Consider the following 23,462-nt stretch of genomic DNA (forward strand, 5'->3'; position numbering starts at 1 on the left):
ATGACATTAACTGCTGATTCAGTTTGGAATGATTGCTTGTCTTTCATTAAAGACAATATTAAACCACAGGCTTACAAAACTTGGTTTGAACCAATAAAACCCGTAAAACTTTCAGGAGAAGCGTTAACTATTCAAGTACCTAGTAAATTTTTTTACGAATGGTTAGAAGAACATTACATTAAATTATTAAGAGTTGCATTGGTTAGAAAGTTAGGAAGTGATGCAAAGCTTGTGTATGATGTAAAAATGGAAAATAACTATAGTAGTAATAGACCTCAAATAGTTAAAATTCCTAGTTCGAATAGAGATCCTTTAAAACCACAAAAAGTTACAGTACCATTTGATTCTGACAAAAGAGAACTAAGAAACCCTTTTGTAATACCGGGTTTGCAAAAGGTAAAAATAGAGTCACAGTTAAATCCTAATTACAATTTTGTTAATTTTATAGAAGGAGATTCTAACAGATTAGCACGTTCTGCTGGTATGGCAGTTGCAAACAAACCTGGTGGAACTTCTTTTAATCCACTATTAATTTATGGTGGAGTAGGTCTAGGAAAAACTCATTTAGCACATGCTATTGGTGTAGATATTAAAGATAAATATCCAGACAAAACGGTACTATATATATCTTCAGAAAAATTTACTCAACAATTTATTGATTCTGTAAAATCAAACACTAGAAATGATTTTATTCATTTTTATCAAATGATAGATGTTTTAATAATTGATGATGTACAGTTTTTATCTGGTAAAGCAGGTACTCAAGATGTTTTTTTCCATATTTTTAACCATTTACATCAAAATGGCAAACAAGTAATTTTAACTTCAGACAAAGCACCAGTAGATATGCAAGATATTGAACAGCGCTTACTATCTCGTTTTAAATGGGGACTTTCTGCGGAATTACAAGCGCCAGATTATGAGACTCGTATTTCTATCTTGCAAAATAAACTTTACAGAGATGGTGTAGAAATGCCAGAAGAGATTGTAGAGTATATTGCAAAAAATATTAAATCGAATGTAAGGGAATTAGAGGGAGTTATTATTTCTATGATAGCACAAGCCTCTTTTAACAGAAAAGAATTTTCTTTAGAGTTAGCAAAGCAAATAGTAGATAAGTTTGTTAAAAATACCAAGAAAGAGGTTTCGATAGATTATATACAGAAAGAAGTGTCTAAGTATTTTGATATGGATGTAGCCACCTTACAATCTAAAACAAGAAAAAGACATATTGTTCAAGCAAGACAATTGGCTATGTATTTTGCTAAAAGACTTACCAAAACTTCTCTAGCAAGCATAGGAAATCAAATTGGTCAGCGAGATCATGCCACTGTTTTACATGCTTGTAAAACTGTAGATAATTTAACAGAAACTGATAAACAATTTAGAAAATACGTAGACGATTTAACCAAGAAGTTAACATTTTAATTTTTCTCGTCTTCTTTATTCATGATTTCTTATGAAAAAAATACTCATGGTTTGCTTGGGAAATATCTGTAGATCTCCCTTGGCAGAAGGTATTTTAAAATCTAAAGTAAATGGAAAAGATGTTTTTGTAGATTCTGCTGGAACAGCCGCATATCATGTTGGAAATTTACCTGATGAGCGTTCTATCGAAGTCGCAAAAAAGCATCAAATTGATATTACTAACCAAAGCGCAAGAAAATTTACAATGAAAGATTTTGATATTTTCGATAGCATTTTTGTGATGGATAAAAGTAATTATCACAACGTTGTTGCACTGGCAAGAGATGATAATGACATTGCCAAAGTTTCTCTTATTCTAGACGCATCAGAAAAATCAACTTTGCTAGAAGTTCCAGATCCTTATTATGGAGGGAATGAAGGTTTTGATAAGGTTTACACTATGTTAGATGATGCTTGTAATGAGATTGCAAAAAGTCTTATTTAAAATTTTTTAGGCTTTACACTCATAAATAAATTAATTAAAAATGATAGGTAAACTTTATTTGATTCCCACTACTTTAGGAGAAACAGAACCTTTAGAAGTGATGCCCTTATCAGTAAAAAAAGTAGTAGAGCAAATAGATTATTATATTGTAGAAAACGAAAAGTCTGCACGTAAATTTATTAAAAAGATTTGTCCTAAAAAGTCTCAACCTTCTTTGCAGATTATGTCTTTAGATAAATATGCAGAAGAACTAGAAACTAGAAAATATTTAGATGTTTGTAACGAAGGTAATAATGTAGGTTTACTTTCCGAAGCTGGCGTTCCTGCCATTGCCGATCCTGGTGCTACTATAGTAAAACTTGCACACGAAAAAAATATTAAGGTGGTACCACTTGTAGGTCCTTCTTCCATAATTATGGCCATGATGAGCGCTGGAATGAATGGGCAAAATTTTGCGTTTAACGGCTATTTACCGATAGATAAATCTGAGAGAAAGAAAGCTATTAAAGATTTAGAAAAACTTTCTAAAGACAAAAATCAATCTCAAATCTTTATAGAAACTCCCTACAGAAATGATAAAATGTTTGCAGATTTAAAAGCAGTTTTATCCACCAGTACAAATTTATGTATTGCTGCAGATATTACACTGCCAACCGAGTTTATAAAAACACAAACTATTTTAGATTGGAAAAGTACTCCTGTTGATATTCACAAAAAACCAGCTATATTTATTATTCATAAATAGTTACAATACCAATAAGTAATTTGAAAATTTAAATAGCAGATTTTATTCTTGGTAATAAAAACGAAACCCCAATTTTATTAGATTGTTGCGTTTCTGTCTGCTTTGATGGTAGACAAATCGTAACCAGCAAACCTTTTTAAATACAGTTGTATGCTAGCTCCATATGCGTCTGAAAATCTTCTAGCACCATTACTTCTAAGGTATTTTTTTACATTTCCAGCACCACTTAAATGTGCAGCTGCTAAAATACCTGATTCAGTAATTTTTATGCCATTTATTGTTTTTCCTACCGAACGGCTTATATCTTTCCTAAGAATCCATTTGTTTACTTTACATAAGGCTACAAAAGCTTTTTCTTGGGTTTTAGGAGATTTTAAGAAAGCTTCTTTATTGTGAATTTTAAACCGCTTTAAAGTATGTATTCCAAATTGGTATTTACCCAAATACCCTAATGTGTTTACACTATTATATTTTCCTTGAGACTCTTTAAAAGCAACAGCTTCTTTAAAAGCAATGAAGTTTTTAGGTAAATATAAAATAGTGTTTTTAATTTCTAAAGGAAAACTTAAAGGAACAACACCATTTTTTGAGTAGTTTAATTCCTTTTTATTAGAAGTGCTAATTTTTGTTGCATTTATAAAAACTAGTATTATAATGCTTAAAAATAAATATTTAAGTTTGATAAAATTATCTTTCTGTTTTGCGGTGCAAAAATACAATACAATCTATGCCTTAAAAGCTAAAAATTGTTAAATTTAATTAAAAATATAAATAATGAAATTTTAACTGTCCTTTATTGTTAATTTCAAGTGTAGGAGATGGAATTTTTATGAAATTAATAACAGAAAAAATCGATTTTAGTACTTTAGAGTTTGTTTTAACTTTCGTTAAATCGACATCTAAACTAAGGTAAAACTGTCTGTAAGGCTTTTGTTGTAACAAATTTACAGTAGAATTTTTACCGTATAACATTCCTTCGGCCCCATATCCTACAGCAATATTTAACCATTTTGGTATTTCGCTTTGTTTGTAAAAAGACCAAATATTGGCAGATAACCAATAAGTTTGTCCGTTGTAATCTTTTAATGTTTGTTCTAAAAAGTTTTTACCAAGTGCAGATGGTCTTAGTGCTGCATATTTAGTTTGATTATTAAATGAATATTTTACAGTTATTCTTTGTTCCTGCCAAAGTAATTCTTGCCCAATTAAAAGACTCGTACCAGCAGCGTTTGCAAGAATATCTCCTGTAGACGCTCCCCATTCTTTAGAAAAGCCATCTAAAATTTCTACTGCAGTTAAAAATGAAAACCCTAAAGTAGCTCCATAAATAAGTTGATTTTTCTTTGAAACACCAGACCAATCCAAAACCTCCATACCAATTTTACCGAGATAGTAAGAGGTCATAAAATGACCAACTTTATCCATTTGTTGCCATTCTGTATTGTCATTTTTAAACCTGAAGCTTCCGCGTGCATAGTCTTTATACCAAAGTTCATTTAAAGCAATTAGTGTTCCTGAAGCCAAAACACTTTCTGTAATTATTACGGTATTTCTTCTTTTCTTGTTAAGGGTATCCGATTTTTTTAAAAAAGATATTTCTTGGGCTTTCGTACAAAAAGTAACCAGTAATACAATACCAATAAAAATGTTTTTTTGAAGCTTCAAAATAAATAGTGTTTAGTTTTAAGGTTACTTAAAATATTATCTGTTAACTCCTTTTTTACTTAACCATCTTTGGTACTTAATTGCGTTTCTGTTATGTTGATAGAGTGATTTAGAAAATTCATGAAAACCAATTTTTTCAATACTTGCACACATATAAAAGTAAGCGTGTTTTTCAGCATTTAAAACAGCATCTATGGCCGATACGTCTGGCATAGCTATTAGCGTTGGTGGTAATCCTTTGTGTTTGTATGTGTTGTATTTAGAGGGCAGTTCTAAATCTTTGGTTAATACTCTTTTCACACTATAATCTTGTCCTTTTTTTTCTCTAATAGCATAAATAACTGTTGGGTCGGCTTGTAATGGCCAGCCATTTTTTAATCTGTTTAAATACAACCCAGCTATAGTGGGTCTTTCAGAATTTTGTGCAGTTTCTTTTTGCACAATAGAGGCAAGTGTAATAACTTCATTTATAGTTAAATTAATAGCCTTAGCTTTCGCTATTCTCTCAGAATTCCAAAAACGTTTGTACTCCTTTAACATTCTATTTCTAAAGTTGTCGGCAGAAATTGTCCAGTAAAATTCGTAACTATTAGGTATAAACATTCCTAAAACAGATTTTTCAGTAAAGTTATTTTCAGTTAAAAATTTCTTATCTAAAAAAGAGTCTAATAATGAAATGGAGTCAGCTGCAATTTGATGAGAAATTCTTCCTGCAAGTTTTTCTAGAGTGTCTTGGTTGTTAAAAGCAACTTTTACTGGTGTTTGGTTGCCAACACGCAACATATTTACAATTTCATTGTTAGACATTCCTTTTTTTAAAAGGTAACATCCAGGTTTTGGTTGTTTTAAGTTTTTTTGAGCGGCAACAAATAAAAAGGTGTTTTTATGTGAAGAAAAAGGACTCATTTTTTCTTTTACATTTTGTAAGTTGTCCGAAGGATAAACAAAAAGAAGGGTAGTTTTTGTAATTGTTTCGCCAAAAATTTTTTGATAATAATTGTAACTAATAACAATACCAACAAACAAGATGGTAGAAATAACGGCTATGATAAATTTTTTACTCAAGTGATTTTTTTTTATTTTGATTGAATGCGTTGTACTAGTAATTCGTCTTTATATTTTCCATTAGATAAAATCCAGTCTTTTTTTACTCCTATTTTTTCAAATTTAAACTTATTAAATAAAGAAAAGCTTTTATCATTATCAATGGTAATATTTGCATATAACTGATGCAAATTTAAGTGTTTAAAACAATAATTTATAATCATGCTTAACGCATCTGAGGCAAAACCTTTATTTTGATATTCTGGGTGAATTAAAATACCAATACCGGCCCTTTTATGTTGTGGATCAAAATCAAATAAATCGATCATTCCAATGCTATTTTTCGACTTTTTCTCTTCAATTAATAATCGTAGTTGTTTGGTTTCATAAATATCTAAATGTGCATTTTCTATGTATTGCTTTAATATGTATTTAGAAAAAGGTGTTTGAGTATGGCTAATTTCCCAAAACAATTCGTTGTTTTCAATTTCAAACAAAAACTCTAAATCTTCTGGCTCTAAAGCCCTAAGGATTGTTTTATTAGTTGATAACAGCATAAAATAATAGTTTTTTTATGTAGAATTATAGTTCAATTAAACCAGAAAAAACAAATGTTGCAGGTCCTGTTAAAAATATATTAGAATACAAACCATTATTTTCGCTAAAAGAAACCTCTAGCTTACCGCCTTGTACAGGTAATGAAATTTTATTTTCTGAGGTTTTGTTCGTTTTATGCATCGCAATAGCAACAGCAGTTACACCTGTTCCACAAGCTAATGTTTCATTTTCAACTCCTTTTTCATAAGTTCTTACTTGAAATGTATGGTTGTTAATTTTTTCTACAAAATTTACGTTGCTACCAACACCTTGGTATGAATTTCTAATTTTTTGTCCGTTTTTAACTACTGGGTAATTTTCTAAGTCAGAAACCATTTCTACATGGTGTTGAGTTCCAGTATAAAGAAAAACACTATTTTCTGTAACTTTAATATCTTGAACATCAATCATTTTAAGAGATATAATTTCATTATGTATACTTGCAAAATGGGGTCCATCAACAGCTGTAAAATTTGTTTGATTAGATACGATACCTAATTTTTTTGCAAAAGCAACAGCACATCTAGCACCGTTACCACAAAAAGTTTCGCTTCCGTCTGCATTAAAATAGCGCATTCTAAAATCGAAGTCAGAATTATTTTCAATTAAAATTACACCATCTGCGCCAATACCGAAATTTCGGTTACAAATTTTAGCAATTAAATCTATGTTGTTTGCAGGAAAAAATAGATTTCTGTTATCAATCATAACAAAATCATTTCCGGTACCTTGGTATTTAATAAATTCAATTTTCATTCGACAAATATAGTTATAATAAGGAAAACTTTTGTTTGTTAAAAACCGGTTAAAGTGCGTTAAAATCAAGTTAAACACATTTTTTAATTCTGTTAAAATTATATATTTGAATGTAAAAATTAAATCAAAATTAAAATGAAAAAAGCATTTAGTTATTTAGGTATGGCAGTTTTAGGGGGCGCAATTTCATTAGGTGGCTACCAATTGCTTTTAGATAAAGATGTAAAAGCTGCAGACTCTTTACCCAAAAATCGTTTAGAAACTATTCCAACAAATTACACAACTACTTATAACAAAGTAAATTCTGTAGAGACGTACACCGATTTTACAGTTGCTGCAGAAAAAACGATACATTCTGTAGTTCACGTAAAAAATACTGCGGTAAGAACACAAACCAATCCTTGGGCAGAGTTGTTTTATGGAAGTGGGAGAGGCACAAGAAAGTACGAACAAGTTGGTACTGGAAGTGGTGTAATAATTTCTGCAGATGGTTACATTGTTACAAATAATCATGTAATTGAAGATGCAACAGATATTGAAATTACATTAAATAATCAGAAGAAATATGCAGCGGAATTAATTGGTACAGATCCAACAAACGACATTGCGTTGTTAAAAATTGAGGTAGATTTTGATCTTCCATATACACCTTTCGCTAATTCAGATTCTGTGAAAATTGGAGAGTGGGTTTTGGCTGTTGGAAACCCCTACAATTTAACATCTACAGTAACTGCTGGTATTGTTTCTGCCAAAGGAAGAGATTTAGAAGGAAATAGAAATATAGAGTCTTTTATTCAAACAGATGCAGCAGTAAACCCAGGTAATAGTGGTGGAGCATTGGTTAATACCCGAGGAGAATTGATTGGAATAAACACCGCTATATCCTCTAAAACAGGTTCATTTATAGGATATTCTTTTGCTGTACCATCTAATATTGCTAAGAAAATTATCGACGATATTTTGGAGTTTGGTAAAGTTCAGCAGGCAATTTTAGGAATAAATGTCGATTTAACTTACAAAGGAGAAGGTGTTAAAATTGCAGGTATTTCTGAACTCACAGAGAAAACTAAAACATTCGATTTAAAAGAAGGTGATATTATTACCCGAATTAACAATGTAAAAATTACCAAGTTTTCTGATTTAAAAGGTCAGTTAACAGCTAAAAGGCCTGGAGAATTTGTAGATGTTACTATTCTTAGAGACGGAGAAACTTTTGTAAAAAATGTGCAATTGTCTAAATCTGTAGAAAGATACATTGCAAGTAGTTTTAACTGGGAACTGAAAGATTTAAACAACGACGAAAAAAAGAAAATGTCTATTTCTAACGGTGTAAAAATTATTAATAGTGATAGAGATGGTGAGTTTTATAGTTTAAAAGGGTACATTATAACTAAAGTGAATGATAAAAAAGTAAGCAACGCGAGAGAAACAGCCCAATTATTAGACAAGCTATCTACTTCAAGGCAAAGAGTTTTTATAGAAATGTTGAATGAAGAGGGCGAAATTGAACGATATATTTTTCAATAAAATAAGTATTTTCAACTTTAAATCCTGATGTAAACATCAGGATTTTTTTATGATAAAAATTTTTTCACGAAATCGATTTCGTATTTGTAAAAATTTAAATACTTTTGCCGAAAATATAATTATACTATCAGTATTATGTCAACATTAATAGATTATAACAAAGAAGTCTTATTGCAAGCAAAGACCAGAAGAGCAACTGTAGAGTTTATAAATATAGTTAACGATTTATGGTATGATAAATCTATAGAATTAGTTCTTTTTAAAAATCCTTTGGTAGACAAAAGAGCTAGTGAAGTTTTAAAGTTAATAGATTATGCAAAAGAATTTGTAAACAAACCAATAACTGTAATAGATGCATTAGAAATTGCAAAAGCTATTCAGCAAATTGAATTACCGTCTGCAAAATTAGATATTGGAAAATTGGCATATGAATGCTATTTGAGCGCCAAAAAATGCGATGACAAAGTTGCTTTTGTAAAACAAAAGTTACAAAATGCCACTGCTGTTAAAGATATAGAGCCAAAGGATGTTGTTTTATATGGTTTTGGTAGAATTGGCAGGTTACTAGCAAGAGAGTTAATGACTAAAATGGGCAAAGGTTCTCAGTTACGATTAAGAGCCGTTGTAACCAGAGGAGAAATAAATAGAACTGTTTTAGAAAAAAGGGCGTCATTGTTAAGAATTGATTCAGTACACGGAGACTTTTTAGGAACAGTAACTGTAGATGAAGAAAATAATGCTTTACTAATAAATGGTACCACCGTATATTTCATTTCGGCAAAGCAGCCAGAGGATATAGATTACACAAGCTATGGTATAAACAATGCACTAATTATTGATAATACCGGTGCCTTTAGGGATAAAGAGCAACTAAGTAGGCACCTAAAGTCTAAGGGAGCAAACAAAGTTTTGTTTACAGCACCTGGTAAAGGCGTACCAAATATTGTTCATGGAGTAAACCATAAAGAGTACCATCCAGATACTACCGATATTTTTTCTGCAGCTTCTTGTACAACAAATGCAATAACTCCAATTTTAAAGGTGATAGAAGATAATTACGGAATTAAAAAAGGGCATTTAGAAACGATACATGCTTATACAAACGACCAAAATTTAGTGGATAATATGCATACTAAAAATAGGAGAGGACGTGCCGCAGCCTTAAATATGGTTATTACTGAAACAGGAGCAGGAGCAGCGGTATCAAAAGCTATACCAGCTTTAGAAGGTAAGCTAACTTCAAATGCTATTAGAGTTCCTGTTCCTAATGGTTCTTTGGCTATTTTAAACTTGCAGTTGCGAACATCTGTAACTAAAGAAACGCTTAATTCATTAATAAAAAAATATGCTTTAGAGGGAGATTTAGTAGAGCAAATAAAATATTCTTTAGATGATGAAATGGTTTCTTCAGATATTATTGGAACAACGGCTCCATCAATTTTTGATAGTAAGGCAACTATTACAGATAAAGAAACCATTGTTGTGTATGTTTGGTATGATAACGAATACGGATATTCTCATCAAGTAATACGCCTAGCAAAGCACATAGCAAAAGTGAGAAGATTTACCTATTATTAAAATACTCTTAGTGCAAATTCATTTGACATTTTGTTAAATGTAAAAAGCCAACAGGAAACTGTTGGCTTTTGTAATATTAATAATGTTTAGCTATATATTTATATAATTTTTTTAGTTGAAAGCCATTACTGCTGCCTTAAACAAATTTGCTTTTGCTTTAAAAAATTTATTTTCTAAATCTATGGCTTTTAATTTAGAGTCAATGAGCTTACTTTCTCTGGAATTTACTAAAAAAAGTGAGCTTTCTCCCAAGAAAAATTTACGTTCTTCTGCTTTTAGTAAAACATTGTAATCTTTAACAATGTTGTTTGTGTAGTTTGTTTGAATATTATAAGATAAAAGCTCTTGCCTTAACCCACTTAATTTATTAGCAATGGTTACTTTTGTAGCTTCGTTTTCTAACGTTACATCTTTGAGCTTTATTTTTGCTAATTTTAAATCGCCACGTTCTTTTCTTAAAAATAATGGCATACTAAATTGTAAACCTCCTTTAAAGTTATTGGCAGTAAGTGTATTAATTTGATTTCGGTTTTCTGTTAAAAAATTATACTGTAAATCTAATTTAGGTAATAACCCATTTAACTTTAATCTTCTTTCTACTTCTAAACTTTCTCTTTTAAAATTTAACGATTTAATTTTCGGATGTTCATCAATATTAAAGTCTTCACTATTAAATAGCGCAATATTAAAAATAGTATCAACAGTGTTTATGGTGTTAATATCAGGAATTATATGGTCTTGTAGTTCAATAGGAGTATTGTTATTTAACCATAAAAAGGTAGCCAACTCTAACGATGATTTTACCAAATTTATTCGGGCTTTTTCTAGGTTTAATTTTCTGGTTTGTAATGTTATTCCTGCCTCTAAAGTATCAATTGCTGGCTTGTCTCCTTGCTCAAATGCACGTTTTGTGCCTTGAAATCTCTTTCTAGCATTTTCTAGAAAATCTTCGTATATTTTTTTTTCATTGTAATTTTTTAACCATTTAAAGTATGCTAACGAGGCGTTGTATAAAATTTCATTCACCAAAATTTGTTGGTCTTCTTTGGCTTGTGCAACGAAAAACTTTGCTTGTTTTAAAGCAGCCATTCGTTCATTCATTAAAAAGCCTTTTGCTATAGAAACAGAAACTCCAGCGCTATACAAACCGTCTAATGGTAGGTTGGCTTCAGGGTTTAGAAACAAGCCATCATTTTCTTCAAAGTTTGCCTTAAACTCAACACCGTACCAAGTAGGAATTTTAAATGCTGCGTTTAATTTGGTAAAATAATCTTTTTCTTTAAACTGTTTTTTATCAAAGTCAACTTCAATTTTAGGATCAAAAGCACCTCTAGATTTTAGCAATTTAGATTCGCTATTATTTATAATTAAATTGGCTTGTTTAACAATCGGGTGATAGCTTTTTACATATCCTAAAAATTCAGATAATGTAAGTTCAGACGCTATTTTATCTTGCGCATTTAAGGAATGAATTACCAATAAAAAAAGTAGCATTAATTTTTTTGTCATAGTGCTATTATTTAGCTTCAGATTTTCCTTTTTTGTTGTTTTGCGGCTGGTAGTAGTTTGGTGGAAAACTGTTTAACTGTCTCCATAACTCAAACCATATTGGTACATCTTCAAGTAAAGCTATGGTTCTTGCGCCAGAACCAACTCGAATTGCCTCAGGCCATTTATGATCTTCTTCATCTGGAGCCAAAAGAATTCTGTACATTCCGTTATCGCTAATAAATGTTTCTATTGCTACTACTTTTGCTCCGTAAGTTCCGTAAGATACATTGGGCCACCCAGAAAAAACAATTGCTGGCCATCCATCAAACTGTACTCTTACTTTTTCATCTATATGTAAAAGAGGCAGGTCTATAGGTCTTACAAAAGTTTCTACAGCCAAATCATATTTTGCAGGCATAATGCCTACCAATGATTCTCCTTCTTTAAATGTGCCACCAATTCCTCCTTTTATTGCTTTATTTATATAGCCATTCTGAGGAGCTGTAATGTATAAAAGTTTATTTCTTACTTTATAATTGCTATTATTATTTTCTAATTTAGATACTTGAACTTCAGCATCATAACTGTTAGATTGGGCTGTTCGCATATCACTTTCGGCTTTAGAAATTTTACTCATATAATTGGCTTTTACTTGAGAAATTTCCAGTCTTGCGTTTAAAATTTCGTTTCTAGAAGCTAATAATTTATTTTCTTGAGTAACTAATTTTGCTTGAGTTTCTTGAAGTTTTAAGCGTTTTTCTTCCACGTCTTTTCTAGAAAAAATGCCCTCAGCCTCTAAAGTGGTATTTCTTTCAAATTGTCTTTCTGCAATTCGAATATTAGTTTTAGCTGCTTCAAATTCTATACTGTCGCTTTTTACTTTTAGTTTGGCTTGTAACAACTTATTTTCTGCTTGCTCTAATTTAAGTTCTCGTTCTTCTTTTAAAGCTGAAATTTGTCTATCTAATGCTGCTACTTTAGATTGATAAGCACTTACAGAAGACATTTTAGCATTAATTTGCATGTTTGTTCTTTCTATAAGTTTGTCATCAAAATACTCGCTTTTCACCTCAGAAATTCTTAAAATAGTGTCCCCTTTTTTAACAAAATCTCCTTCGTTAACAAACCATTCTTCAATTCTTCCAGGTATTTGAGATTGTATATCCTGTGGCCTTTGGTCTGGTTTTAATGTAGTAACAATTCCTTTACCAGAAATGTTTTGTGTCCAAGGTAAAAAAAGTAAAATTAGCATTAACACACCAAATATCAATAAAAATTTATTGAGTGCTTTGTAGTATTTTTTATCAAAAATGGTTTTTCCAGATTTAAACCCAGAAAAATCTATTTTTGTATGTAATTGATTGTTAGAAATATTTAACATAGCGTTTAGTTTGTAGTTTTAATTTCTCCTTTTTCTAGGGTAATTATTTGAGTACAGTTTGTTTCCCAGCTTTTTCTATTACTAACCACTATTAAAGACCAAGGTCTTTCTTTAGAAGTTAAATAGCCTATTATTTGCTGACTTTCTTCATAATTAAATTGATCTAACGGATCTTCTAAAATCATTACTTTCGGAGCTTTTATAATTGCTCTTGCTAAAATAATTTTCTTAGCTACTGTAAATGATATTTGTTTTCCTTCAGGAAAAATAATAGTTTCTAAACCATTACTTTGTTCTTTTATAAATTGATTTAAACCAACTACTTCAATGGCATTAAAAATTTGTCTGTCATTTACCGATTTATTACCAAAAATTAAATTGTCTTTAATAGTTCCTTCAAAAAGAGATTCATCGGAAAGCGAAAGTCCTAATTGAGACCTGTAATGATTTAAATTTAAACTGCTTAAAGACAAATTATTTATGTAAATATTTCCTTCTGTGGGTTCAATAATACCAGAAATCAATCTTAACAAGCTAGATTTTCCAGACCCACTCTCTCCATGAACTAAAATTCTACTGTCAGATTTTAACAAAATTGAAATGTTATTTAAAATTGTTTTTTTTCTATCTTTAACATTGTAAGAAACATCATCTAGTTCGATAGTTAGACCTTCTTTAAATAGTGGTTTTTCTCCTTCTTGAGATTCTAATTTTTTATCTACAACTTGTCCTATTTTTTCAATAGATGTTAATACATCGTAAAAGGACTCTAAACCAACAATTAGTTTTTCTACAGATTGTATTACTAAAAGAATAATTATTTCTGCAGCAACAAATTGCCCAATATTCATTTCCTGACTTAAAACGAGCGCACCACCTATAAGCAATAGGCTAGCAGTAACAACTACTTTAAAGCCTACCATTTGAGAAAACTGTAAGATTAAAACTTTAAAATGATTTTCTCTTGCTTGTAAGTATTTATCTACTAAAGCATCATTTTTTTGAAGTGCTAAATTGGTATTTCCAGAAAGCTTAAAACTAACTAAGGTTCTGGCAACTTCTTGAATCCAATGTGCAACTTTATATTTTATTTTAGATTCTATTAAACTCGTTTCTAATCCTTTTTTGGCAGTAAATTTAAATACCACATATATAAGAAGAAGTAACAGGATTCCAAAAATTATAAAAAATGGGTGATAAAACGATAATAGTATCAAAGCAAAAATTATTTGTAATAATGCTGTTGGTACATCTATTAAAATTTTTGAGAGTCCTTTTTGTATCGTTAATGTATCAAAAAAACGATTTGCCAATTCCGGTGGATAAAAATTGTGCAATTCGGTCATTTTTATTTTTGGAAAACGATAGCTTAGTTCGAAAGATGCTCTTGCAAAAATTCGTTGCTGTAACGTTTCAATAATTCTTAATTGCATTAATTGTAAAGCACCAGAAAAAGTTACCCCAATAGTTACAAGAACCACTAAAACAACCCAAGAAGTAGATACTTGAGCACCCTGAATTAGGTTAATAATTGCTTGGATTCCTAATGGTAAAGATAAGGAAACAATACCACCAAAAATTGCGTAGTAAAAGATTTGAAAAATATCCTTTTTTTCTAATTTTAGCAATCCTAAAAATCGTTGCCATGGTGTGAGTTGTTTGTTATTCATATATTATTGTATCGTATTTCTTACAAGTTGTGTAATAAAATCTGTTGGTGAGTTATTATTGTTGCAGTTAGTAATAGAGGGGAAATGTTCAATTAAAAAATGCTGATGTAAACCTCCTTCTAAAATAATACTAGCCAAGCTAAGTCCATATTTATAATCGGGTTTAATTTCTGTAATCATCTCATTTAGTCTGTTTATAAGCCTTTTATAAACCTCGAAATAACCTTCTTTATTTTCATTATCTACCTCTTTTGTTAAAAAGGATTTAGAACTTTCGTTTACAATTATTCGGTACAATACCGACTCATTAACATGAGAAAAATTGCTATCTATTTCTACCTTTCTAGTGATAACTTTAATTGCTTTGTCTAATTTTTCTCCTTTGTCGGATATGCTAAAAGTTTCTATAACTAATTGGTATTCTAACCAAGCCCAAAACCAAGAAGATAGGTATAATAGAAGCTTATGTTTGCTCTCAAAATATCTGTATAAAGAACTTTCATTAGAACCTATTCTTGTACCTAATTTTTTAAAAGTAAAGTTTTCAAAACCTATTTCATCAATAAGTAAAATGCTGTGTTCAATAATTCTTTTTCCAAGGTCTGATGTTTCTGGATCTTTGATGTAAATTTTATCTGGAACAGAAATTTTTAAAACAGATAATAAATTCTTCATATTTGGTAATTTGTTTGCAAATATAATAGTATTACTTTCAAAAATGTTTACATATTATTTTTTTTTGTAATTTTTTAACATACATAAAATAACTGTAATATTTAGAATAGAAATTGTATCTTTGCATTAATTAAGGAAAAATACACTTCTAGCATCAAAAAGTATAACTTCAACTTTACTACGATTAAGATTTCAGTTCGGTATTTTGTCTTAAACAGAACACTAATTATAAACTCTTAAATTATTAATGGCAAAATCTCAACAGACATTTAGTAAAAGTGAAAAGGAAAAAAAACGTTTAAAAAAGCGTCAGGACAAAATTAAAAAAATGGAGGCTAGAAAAGCCGAGAAAGAACAAAATGGTACTTCGGGTATACAGTTTGCTTATGTAGACCATAATGGAAATTTAACAGATACTCCACCAGACCCAGAATTAAAGGTTGAATATGAATTGGAAGATATTCAAATTTCTGTGACTAAAAAAGAAGATTTGCCAGAAGAAGATCCAGTAAGAAAAGGAAAAGTTTCTTTCTTTGACACATCTAAAGGTTTTGGTTTTATTATTGATGCAGAAAATAATGAAAAATATTTTACACACGTTAGTGGTTTGGTAGACGAAATTGCAGAAAATGATAAAGTATCTTTCGAGTTAGAGAAAGGTATGCGTGGCATGAATGCAGTTAAAGTTACTAAAATATAATTGCCTCACATAATATTGTATAGCCTTTTCAAAATTTTGAAAAGGCTTTTTTTATTTTAAAATATCAAATATATAGAAATTCATTTTACTTTTTTATTTTTCTTTGTAACCTCCTTTAATCTATTATTTTAATGAAAAGTAATACAAAACTTTTAGTTTGGTGCGCTTTAATGTTGTTTTATCAGGTTATTGCCGCGCAAATTTCTGGAAAAGTTATAGACAACGAAAATGGTTTTCCTCTTGAATATGCAAGTGTTGCAGTTTTTGAAACAAAATCTAAAAAGCTAGTTACAGGTGTTGTTACAGATAGCAATGGTTTTTTTTCTATTTCAAACGTTTCGCCAAATACTTATTATATAGAGGTTTCTTTTTTAGGATATTTAACTACTACTATTAAAAATATATCTCTTTTAAAAAAAGGTGAAAAAAGGTTATTAGGAGTTTTAAAGCTAACTTTAGCAAATTCAACTCAATTAGATAAAGTAATTGTAAAATCTTCTAAAAGTAGTGTAAAGCATAAGATAGATAAACAGATTTTTAATGTTAAAAAGTTTGAAAATTCATTGGGAGGAACTGCTGTAGATATTTTACAAAATTTACCATCTGTAAGCGTAAATGGTTTGGGAGAAATAAATTTACGAGGCAGTAGTGGTTTTACAATATTATTAAATGGTAAACCTACACAAGGAGATGCAACTACAATTTTAAGTCAGTTACCTGCAAATGCCATAGAAGCTGTAGAAGTTATTACTGCACCATCTGCAAAATACGACCCTGATGGTAAAGCAGGAATTCTAAATATTATTACAAAAAAAGGAACTTTAGATGGCTTTTTTGCTCAGATAAATGTACGTGGAGGCTTTCCATCAATAGAAAATTATAGCACAAAAATTCCTGCAAAACGGTATGGTTTTGATGTAGTTTTTAACAATAGAAGTGATAAATGGAATTTTTCTAGTGGTTTTAGTTATCAAAGAAATGATAAAACAGGTAGGAGAGAAGGAGAGGTTTTTGTTGTTAATAACCTAGAAAATAAAACTACTTTTTTGCCTTCTGATGGGGAACGAAGTTTTGATGAAATTACATATAATGCTCGTTTTAATGTAGATTATACTCTAAGTAAAAATGATGTTTTTTCAATTGGTTTTTTTGCGGGTAAAAGAACCAAAGAACGTTTGGCAGATATTGTTTATAATAATAGTGCTATTGATAATACCACAAATAAAAATCTTTATCAGTTTACTTATTTTAATCATAACTTAAGAGTTCGTAAAGGAGATTTTGCTTTGGCAAGTTTCGATTATTCACATAAATTTGAGAATGATTCTAAAATTTCTACTTCTATTTTATATGAGTACACTTTTTTAGGAGGACCAACGGAAAACGACAATTTGGGCTTTCCAGATAATTCGATTGTGTATCAAAGAGAGTTTAACACCAATGATAATCCTTTAAATGGAAATCGTTTAAACTTAGATTATCAATGGAAACCTTTTTCATTCGGTACATTAGAAAGTGGTTATCAATATAGAAATTTAAGCCATACCGGAAAATTTGTTTATCAAAGAGATGGAGATATAGTTCCTGAGTTTTCTAGTGATATCAGTTTAAAAAGAACTATTCATGCTGCATACACACAACTTTCTGGAGCCAAAAAAAAATGGGAATATGTAGCTGGAGTTCGTTTGGAATCGATGGACAGAAAATATACTGAAGCTTTACAAAGTGAAACCACCACAAATGTGTACGATTACGATTTTGTAAAATTATTCCCTTCAGCGTCTCTGCAATATATGGTTGATGATAAAACCAACATCAAAACAGCCTATAGTAAAAGAGTAGAAAGAACCACTACTTTTAAAATGAATAGTTTTGCAGAGCGTGAACATTCTGAGGTTTTTGAGCAAGGAGACAATACCTTACTGCCAGAATTTATCGATTTACTGGAATTAGGAATTACTAAAAAGTTAAAAGGAGGAAATTCCATTTATGCAACCGCTTATTACAGACATGTAAATAATGTAATAAATCGAGTAAACACATTGGCGTATCAAAATAACGGAGCGGTTTTAGATAGTATAATAAACAGAGTATATTCTAACGTAGGTAAAAGTAATTCCATTGGCCTAGAAATTGGTGCAACTCTAAAACCAACTAACAATTGGACAAATTTTGTTGGAGCAAATATTTACAATTACGCAATTAACGGTGTTTTAAATTTTAAACATAGAGATGGAATTGAAAGAAACTATAGTATAAATACAAATACGACTGTTTATTCTTTCAATATAAATTCGACCTATAATTTCTGGGAAAACGCTTCTTTACAGTTTACCTTTAATTATTTATCCGATAGAAATACAGCCATGGGAGAAGATTCTCGTTTTTATTCGCCAAACTTAACTTTTCGTAAAAAGTTTATGGACAATCGTTTAACAGCAACTTTGCAATGGCAAAATATAGATATGGGCTTTTTAAAAACAAACGAACAAAGAATTACAACATCCAGACCGAATCAATTTTTTACAACAACAAACTATAGATATGAAGTAGATATGGTTTCTTTGAACCTTTCTTATACATTTAACGCAGCTAAAAATAAATCTAAATTTATCGAAAGTGAGTTTGGAAAAAGAGAGTTTTAGAGGGTAAGAATTTTTTTTTGTAAAGTCCTAAATAAAATAAAGACTTACATGTAGAGAATACATTTATACAATGTAGAGTTTTTTGCAAGTGACTTGTAATCAACACATTGTAAGTAAAAAATTAAAATAGTTTTTTATATGCTTATTACAAAGTGTTTACGAACCTTACACAAACACAAAAAAAAATTATTTGGATGAAGGTAAATTTTTATAAAACTCTAGACTTTCCACAATCAATTCCTCAGGAACTTTACAATCTAATTGATAATTTTCATAATCTTCTAAAAGCACAAAATTTACTTGCCCATTAACATTTTTCTTATCGTGTTTTAGTAAATCTATAATTCCAGTAAAATCTTCCTTTAAGAGAGTTACTTTTTCGTAAATAGACAAAACAACTTCTTTAATTTCATTTAATTTTTCTCCAGGAAAATTTAAAAGTTTGTTGGAAATATAACTTTCACAAACCATTCCTATAGCAATTGCCTCACCATGAGTTAGGTTTTCTTTATCCACAGACTCTAAATGGTAAGACTCAACTGCATGCCCAATTGTATGTCCAAAATTTAATATTTTACGAAGACTTTTTTCCTTAGGATCTTGTAAAACAACTTCGTTTTTAATCTCTATAGATCTAAAAATTAAATCATTAATATTTAAGTTTTTATTTATTTTTATTTCATTAAATAGTTGAATATCATAGGTAACTCCATATTTAATAATTTCTGCCATGCCAGATTTTATTTCTCGCTCCGATACAGTGGTTAAATAATCAGTATCAACTATAACCATTTGGGGGTTTGCAAACAATCCAATCTGATTCTTTAAAACACCCAAATCAACACCCGTCTTTCCGCCCACAGAAGCATCAACCATAGAAAGTAGTGTTGTCGGTATATTTACAAAATCTATACCTCTCTTAAAACAAGAAGCCACAAAGCCTCCTAAATCTGTTATAACTCCACCACCCAAGGTAATCATTAAACTATTTCTATCACCACCCAGTTCTGTAATTGCATTCCAAACACCAACACAGGTTTCTAAATTTTTATTAATTTCTCCCGATTCAATTTCTATAACTTCTATGCGCTTGTCGGTTGCTAAATGTGGAATAAATTTTGGGTAACAATCACTAAAAGTATGCTCATCAACTAATATAAAAAGTGTTGAGTAATTATTTTTAGCAATTAAATTTGTCAATTCTTGATATCCTTTCTCCTGAAAATGAACAGGGTAACTAACCGCTTTTATAGATTTCATGTTGTATTTATTGAAATCGCAATTTAAAAAGAAAATATTGAATTATTTGTACTCTTAGAGTATCTTTGTACTATAAAATTTTATTTGAATGAAACTTTTTGATAATACTGAAGTTGCCTTTTCTTTAAAGTCAAACTCTGAGTTAGAAAGAGCCTATTTTCTCTTTAAAATGATTCAAAACCAACCATTGGTTAAAATAGGTACTGCATTAACAAATTTCGCTTTAAAAGCCCATTTACCCGTAGAAGGCTTAATTCGCGCAACGGTATTCGATCATTTTTGTGGTGGTATAACAGAAAACGACTGTATTTCTAGTATAGATAGGTTGTATACCAAAGGAGTATCATCTGTATTGGATTATTCTGTAGAAGGAAAAGAAAGTGAAGAAGAATTTGACCACACGCTAGAAAAAATTCTCAAAATAATTGACTTTAGTCAAGAGAAGAAAGCAGTACCTTTTGCTGTTTTTAAACCAACAGGCTTTGGTCGTTTTGCGTTATTTCAAAAAATTACAGAAAAAAAAGAACTTACTGCTGATGAAAAATCAGAGTGGCTTCGAGTAAAAGAACGTTTCGATACAGTATGTAAAGCAGCACACCAAAAAAACGTACCACTATTAATTGATGCAGAAGAAAGTTGGATGCAAGATGCAGCAGACAATCTAATTGAAGAAATGATGATGCGCTACAACAAAGAACGTGCACTTATCTTTAATACACTTCAAATGTATCGTCACGATAGATTGGCATATTTAAAAACTTTGCATCAAAAAGCTCAAAAAGAAGGGTTTCATATTGGCATGAAAGTTGTTCGAGGTGCATACATGGAAAAGGAACGCAAAAGAGCAGAAGAGAAAGGATACGAGTCTCCTATTTGTTCAGATAAATTAGCTACAGACATAAATTACGATGCAGCTGTTACTTATATGTTGCAATATAAAGACATGGCTTTATTTGCAGGTACACACAACGAACTAAGCTCTTATCTGGTAATGGATTTGGCAAGTAAACACGCCATTTCTAAAGAAGACAACCGTTTGTGGTTTGGTCAATTATATGGCATGAGCGACAATATTAGCTTTAACCTGTCTTCTCTAGGGTATAATGTGGCAAAATATTTGCCTTTTGGTCCCGTTAGAGATGTAATGCCTTACTTAATAAGAAGGGCAGAAGAAAACACATCTGTTGCTGGGCAAACAAGTAGAGAGCTCAATTTATTGCAAACAGAGCGAAAGCGAAGAAAAAAGTAAAATATGCAGTCCATAGATGAAATAAAACTGCTACTTCATAGAAATAAGCTGCGTTTGCATCAAGAGCTATTGCAAAGCAAAGAGGCAATGCAGCTCATTAAAAAAGCGACCAAAACAACTTTATCTGAAGAAGAAAAGCAAAAAGTTAAAATCCAGTTGCTAGACATTTGTAAAGCAATTCCAGCTTTTACCGTATTTATGCTTCCTGGCGGCGCGCTGTTATTACCATTATTAATAAAATTGATTCCAGATATTCTTCCCTCGGCTTTTCGTGAAGACCTACCAAGTGATAAAAAGTAAATCCAAGCGCAGCAATTAGTTTTTTTTTTTGTGTGGGTTTCCTTTTTTTAAGAAAAGGTCAGGCTTTACATTATATCTTTTTTGGTTTTGTTTTTTTGCTGATTTATTTTTTTTCGAGGTATTTATTTTTATCTATAGTTAAGTGTATAGTTTCCAAAAAAGGATGCCATTTCAATCCTTAACCCTTGTTTTTAAAGTTGTTTTTTACTTTTTTAAAAATAGGATTCAATTTCTTGTGTTTGTGTTGCTTTTTTTCTATCTTTAACCTCCTTTTTACCAGCTATTTACATTTTATTTTCAAAAAAGGGTAAAAAACGCTTTAAAAATAGTTGTGAGGTTTAAAATAGGGTGTATATTTGCACCCGCTAACGGCAATTTATTTTGGTTAGTGAAGTTCATTGCTTAGTTTGTTTTTTTTGCGAAAAAAAAAGTTTTTAATTTTTCTTGTGGTATTAAGAAATAAGTTTTAAGTTTGCACCCGCTAAGAAAACGGCTATAGTTCATTAAGGGATTTTGGAATAATTTTATTTAGGTAAAGTTAGTTAGTTCGAGTCTAACATTTCTACAATTTTAGTGTTTTAGGATACTAAATAAGTTCATTGAAAATATTGAAATTGACAGCGTAAACAAAGAGTAGAATAACCGCATTATTATATAATAGTGTAAATTCTTTTGAAACTTATTCATTCATATTATAAAGATATACAATGAAGAGTTTGATCCTGGCTCAGGATGAACGCTAGCGGCAGGCTTAACACATGCAAGTCGAGGGGTAACATTGTGCTTGCACAGATGACGACCGGCGCACGGGTGCGTAACGCGTATAGAACCTACCTTTTACTAGAGAATAGCCTTTAGAAATGAAGATTAATGCTCTATAGTATTTAGTTTCGGCATCGGGATTAATTTAAAGATTTATTGGTAAGAGATGGCTATGCGTCCTATTAGTTAGATGGTAAGGTAACGGCTTACCATGACTTTGATAGGTAGGGGTCCTGAGAGGGAGATCCCCCACACTGGTACTGAGACACGGACCAGACTCCTACGGGAGGCAGCAGTGAGGAATATTGGACAATGGAGGCAACTCTGATCCAGCCATGCCGCGTGCAGGAAGACTGCCCTATGGGTTGTAAACTGCTTTTATACAGGAAGAAACACTGGTATGTATACCAGCTTGACGGTACTGTAAGAATAAGGACCGGCTAACTCCGTGCCAGCAGCCGCGGTAATACGGAGGGTCCGAGCGTTATCCGGAATCATTGGGTTTAAAGGGTCCGCAGGCGGTCGATTAAGTCAGAGGTGAAATCCCATAGCTTAACTATGGAACTGCCTTTGATACTGGTTGACTTGAGTCATATGGAAGTAGATAGAATGTGTAGTGTAGCGGTGAAATGCATAGATATTACACAGAATACCGATTGCGAAGGCAGTCTACTACGTATGTACTGACGCTCATGGACGAAAGCGTGGGGAGCGAACAGGATTAGATACCCTGGTAGTCCACGCCGTAAACGATGGATACTAGTTGTTGGGGTTTACCTCAGTGACTAAGCGAAAGTGATAAGTATCCCACCTGGGGAGTACGGTCGCAAGACTGAAACTCAAAGGAATTGACGGGGGCCCGCACAAGCGGTGGAGCATGTGGTTTAATTCGATGATACGCGAGGAACCTTACCAGGGCTTAAATGTAGTATGACAGGACTAGAGATAGTTTTTTCTTCGGACATATTACAAGGTGCTGCATGGTTGTCGTCAGCTCGTGCCGTGAGGTGTCAGGTTAAGTCCTATAACGAGCGCAACCCCTGTCGTTAGTTGCCAGCATGTAAAGATGGGGACTCTAACGAGACTGCCGGTGCAAACCGTGAGGAAGGTGGGGATGACGTCAAATCATCACGGCCCTTACGTCCTGGGCCACACACGTGCTACAATGGTATGGACAATGAGCAGCCATCTGGCAACAGAGAGCAAATCTATAAACCATATCACAGTTCGGATCGGAGTCTGCAACTCGACTCCGTGAAGCTGGAATCGCTAGTAATCGGATATCAGCCATGATCCGGTGAATACGTTCCCGGGCCTTGTACACACCGCCCGTCAAGCCATGGAAGCTGGGAGTGCCTGAAGTCGGTCACCGAGAGGAGCCGCCTAGGGTAAAACTGGTAACTAGGGCTAAGTCGTAACAAGGTAGCCGTACCGGAAGGTGCGGCTGGAACACCTCCTTTCTAGAGAAAGATGGTGAGTTACAAAAGGGGATTTTTACTCTTTGC

At 31.5% G+C, this 23,462-nt stretch carries 19 protein-coding genes and 1 rRNA gene; 10 read left to right on the forward strand and 10 right to left on the reverse strand.

The features are described from left to right. From dnaA to WHD54_RS00015, 3 genes are read left to right on the forward strand one after another with little or no spacing between them, the layout of a single operon-like run. Positions 1–1,428 carry a chromosomal replication initiator protein DnaA gene (gene dnaA, locus WHD54_RS00005; RefSeq protein WP_088324872.1) on the forward strand — a complete coding sequence of 476 codons (1,428 nt, stop codon included), beginning with the start codon at positions 1–3 and terminating at the stop codon, positions 1,426–1,428. 31 nt (positions 1,429–1,459) lie between these two features. Beyond that, the gene (locus WHD54_RS00010) at positions 1,460–1,912 is read left to right on the forward strand and encodes a low molecular weight protein-tyrosine-phosphatase (protein WP_088324871.1); all 453 of its coding nucleotides are present in this window, start codon (positions 1,460–1,462) and stop codon (positions 1,910–1,912) included. 40 nt (positions 1,913–1,952) lie between these two features. After that, positions 1,953–2,657, forward strand: a complete 705-nt coding sequence (locus tag WHD54_RS00015; RefSeq protein ID WP_088324870.1) for an SAM-dependent methyltransferase — start codon at positions 1,953–1,955, stop codon at positions 2,655–2,657. Positions 2,658–2,734: 77 nt separating this feature from the next. On the opposite strand, the gene WHD54_RS00020 is transcribed toward WHD54_RS00015, so the two are convergent. The 5 genes from WHD54_RS00020 to dapF are packed head-to-tail and all read right to left on the reverse strand — an operon-like array spanning position 2,735 to position 6,719. Then, on the reverse strand, positions 2,735–3,376 hold the full coding sequence (locus WHD54_RS00020) for a peptidoglycan-binding protein LysM (protein ID WP_088324869.1): 642 nt from the start codon (positions 3,374–3,376) through the stop codon (positions 2,735–2,737). Positions 3,377–3,416: 40 nt separating this feature from the next. After that, positions 3,417–4,322: a DUF2279 domain-containing protein gene (locus tag WHD54_RS00025; RefSeq protein ID WP_088324868.1), complete on the reverse strand. Its 906-nt coding sequence runs from the start codon at positions 4,320–4,322 to the stop codon at positions 3,417–3,419. 36 nt (positions 4,323–4,358) lie between these two features. After that, on the reverse strand, positions 4,359–5,387 hold the full coding sequence (mltG, locus tag WHD54_RS00030) for an endolytic transglycosylase MltG (protein WP_088324867.1): 1,029 nt from the start codon (positions 5,385–5,387) through the stop codon (positions 4,359–4,361). An 11-nt stretch (positions 5,388–5,398) separates the two neighbouring features. Beyond that, positions 5,399–5,923, reverse strand: a complete 525-nt coding sequence (locus tag WHD54_RS00035; RefSeq protein WP_088324866.1) for a GNAT family N-acetyltransferase — start codon at positions 5,921–5,923, stop codon at positions 5,399–5,401. A 25-nt stretch (positions 5,924–5,948) separates the two neighbouring features. Beyond that, positions 5,949–6,719: a diaminopimelate epimerase gene (gene dapF / locus WHD54_RS00040; RefSeq protein WP_088324865.1), complete on the reverse strand. Its 771-nt coding sequence runs from the start codon at positions 6,717–6,719 to the stop codon at positions 5,949–5,951. Positions 6,720–6,854: 135 nt separating this feature from the next. Between dapF and WHD54_RS00045 the strand changes: the two genes are divergently transcribed. Continuing rightward, entirely contained in the window at positions 6,855–8,246 is a 1,392-nt protein-coding gene (locus WHD54_RS00045; protein ID WP_088324864.1) for a trypsin-like peptidase domain-containing protein, read from the forward strand. Positions 8,247–8,381: 135 nt separating this feature from the next. Next, positions 8,382–9,824 carry a glyceraldehyde-3-phosphate dehydrogenase gene (locus WHD54_RS00050; RefSeq protein WP_088324863.1) on the forward strand — a complete coding sequence of 481 codons (1,443 nt, stop codon included), beginning with the start codon at positions 8,382–8,384 and terminating at the stop codon, positions 9,822–9,824. Positions 9,825–9,935: 111 nt separating this feature from the next. Here the strand turns inward: WHD54_RS00050 and WHD54_RS00055 are convergent, their stop codons facing one another. Genes WHD54_RS00055 through WHD54_RS00070 form a run of 4 tightly spaced genes read right to left on the reverse strand, consistent with a single transcriptional unit; the run spans position 9,936 to position 15,041 of the window. Continuing rightward, on the reverse strand, positions 9,936–11,333 hold the full coding sequence (locus WHD54_RS00055; protein WP_198943175.1) for a TolC family protein: 1,398 nt from the start codon (positions 11,331–11,333) through the stop codon (positions 9,936–9,938). Positions 11,334–11,340: 7 nt separating this feature from the next. Next, complete coding sequence (locus tag WHD54_RS00060; RefSeq protein ID WP_088324862.1) at positions 11,341–12,696, reverse strand: HlyD family secretion protein; 1,356 nt, start codon at positions 12,694–12,696, stop codon at positions 11,341–11,343. A 5-nt stretch (positions 12,697–12,701) separates the two neighbouring features. Then, the gene (locus tag WHD54_RS00065) at positions 12,702–14,366 is read right to left on the reverse strand and encodes a peptidase domain-containing ABC transporter (RefSeq protein WP_088324861.1); all 1,665 of its coding nucleotides are present in this window, start codon (positions 14,364–14,366) and stop codon (positions 12,702–12,704) included. A 3-nt stretch (positions 14,367–14,369) separates the two neighbouring features. Further along, positions 14,370–15,041: a TetR/AcrR family transcriptional regulator gene (locus WHD54_RS00070; RefSeq protein ID WP_088324860.1), complete on the reverse strand. Its 672-nt coding sequence runs from the start codon at positions 15,039–15,041 to the stop codon at positions 14,370–14,372. Positions 15,042–15,288: 247 nt separating this feature from the next. On the opposite strand from WHD54_RS00070, the gene WHD54_RS00075 reads away from it, so the two are divergent. Together WHD54_RS00075 and WHD54_RS00080 are read left to right on the forward strand one after the other, a co-directional pair. Continuing rightward, complete coding sequence (locus WHD54_RS00075; protein ID WP_088324859.1) at positions 15,289–15,741, forward strand: cold-shock protein; 453 nt, start codon at positions 15,289–15,291, stop codon at positions 15,739–15,741. A 131-nt stretch (positions 15,742–15,872) separates the two neighbouring features. Continuing rightward, positions 15,873–18,386: an outer membrane beta-barrel protein gene (locus tag WHD54_RS00080; protein WP_088324858.1), complete on the forward strand. Its 2,514-nt coding sequence runs from the start codon at positions 15,873–15,875 to the stop codon at positions 18,384–18,386. Between the two features lie 186 nt (positions 18,387–18,572). Here WHD54_RS00080 and aroB read toward each other — a convergent pair whose 3' ends face one another. Continuing rightward, complete coding sequence (aroB, locus tag WHD54_RS00085) at positions 18,573–19,646, reverse strand: 3-dehydroquinate synthase (protein WP_088324857.1); 1,074 nt, start codon at positions 19,644–19,646, stop codon at positions 18,573–18,575. Positions 19,647–19,734: 88 nt separating this feature from the next. Between aroB and WHD54_RS00090 the strand changes: the two genes are divergently transcribed. From WHD54_RS00090 to WHD54_RS00100, 3 genes are all read left to right on the forward strand, one after another. After that, positions 19,735–20,895: a proline dehydrogenase family protein gene (locus tag WHD54_RS00090; protein ID WP_088324856.1), complete on the forward strand. Its 1,161-nt coding sequence runs from the start codon at positions 19,735–19,737 to the stop codon at positions 20,893–20,895. Between the two features lie 3 nt (positions 20,896–20,898). Then, positions 20,899–21,195, forward strand: a complete 297-nt coding sequence (locus tag WHD54_RS00095; protein WP_088324855.1) for an LETM1 domain-containing protein — start codon at positions 20,899–20,901, stop codon at positions 21,193–21,195. 704 nt (positions 21,196–21,899) lie between these two features. Beyond that, positions 21,900–23,417 (forward strand): 16S ribosomal RNA (locus tag WHD54_RS00100). Positions 23,418–23,462 lie beyond the last annotated feature (45 nt).

Origin of the sequence: Polaribacter tangerinus (genome assembly GCF_038024095.1) — a bacterium.
Classification (GTDB): Bacteria; Bacteroidota; Bacteroidia; order Flavobacteriales; family Flavobacteriaceae; genus Polaribacter; species Polaribacter tangerinus.

What these genes read in the sequence shown, in the direction of transcription:
- dnaA (WP_088324872.1), top strand. Translation starts at nt 1, where the DNA reads ATGACATTAACTGCTGATTCAGTTTGGAATGATTGCTTGTCTTTCATT.
- WHD54_RS00010 (WP_088324871.1), top strand. Translation starts at nt 1,460, where the DNA reads ATGAAAAAAATACTCATGGTTTGCTTGGGAAATATCTGTAGATCTCCC.
- WHD54_RS00015 (WP_088324870.1), top strand. Translation starts at nt 1,953, where the DNA reads ATGATAGGTAAACTTTATTTGATTCCCACTACTTTAGGAGAAACAGAA.
- WHD54_RS00035 (WP_088324866.1), bottom strand. Translation starts at nt 5,923, where the DNA reads ATGCTGTTATCAACTAATAAAACAATCCTTAGGGCTTTAGAGCCAGAA.
- dapF (WP_088324865.1), bottom strand. Translation starts at nt 6,719, where the DNA reads ATGAAAATTGAATTTATTAAATACCAAGGTACCGGAAATGATTTTGTT.
- WHD54_RS00045 (WP_088324864.1), top strand. Translation starts at nt 6,855, where the DNA reads ATGAAAAAAGCATTTAGTTATTTAGGTATGGCAGTTTTAGGGGGCGCA.
- WHD54_RS00050 (WP_088324863.1), top strand. Translation starts at nt 8,382, where the DNA reads ATGTCAACATTAATAGATTATAACAAAGAAGTCTTATTGCAAGCAAAG.
- WHD54_RS00055 (WP_198943175.1), bottom strand. Translation starts at nt 11,333, where the DNA reads ATGACAAAAAAATTAATGCTACTTTTTTTATTGGTAATTCATTCCTTA.
- WHD54_RS00060 (WP_088324862.1), bottom strand. Translation starts at nt 12,696, where the DNA reads ATGTTAAATATTTCTAACAATCAATTACATACAAAAATAGATTTTTCT.
- WHD54_RS00065 (WP_088324861.1), bottom strand. Translation starts at nt 14,366, where the DNA reads ATGAATAACAAACAACTCACACCATGGCAACGATTTTTAGGATTGCTA.
- WHD54_RS00070 (WP_088324860.1), bottom strand. Translation starts at nt 15,041, where the DNA reads ATGAAGAATTTATTATCTGTTTTAAAAATTTCTGTTCCAGATAAAATT.
- WHD54_RS00075 (WP_088324859.1), top strand. Translation starts at nt 15,289, where the DNA reads ATGGCAAAATCTCAACAGACATTTAGTAAAAGTGAAAAGGAAAAAAAA.
- WHD54_RS00080 (WP_088324858.1), top strand. Translation starts at nt 15,873, where the DNA reads ATGAAAAGTAATACAAAACTTTTAGTTTGGTGCGCTTTAATGTTGTTT.
- aroB (WP_088324857.1), bottom strand. Translation starts at nt 19,646, where the DNA reads ATGAAATCTATAAAAGCGGTTAGTTACCCTGTTCATTTTCAGGAGAAA.
- WHD54_RS00090 (WP_088324856.1), top strand. Translation starts at nt 19,735, where the DNA reads ATGAAACTTTTTGATAATACTGAAGTTGCCTTTTCTTTAAAGTCAAAC.
- WHD54_RS00095 (WP_088324855.1), top strand. Translation starts at nt 20,899, where the DNA reads ATGCAGTCCATAGATGAAATAAAACTGCTACTTCATAGAAATAAGCTG.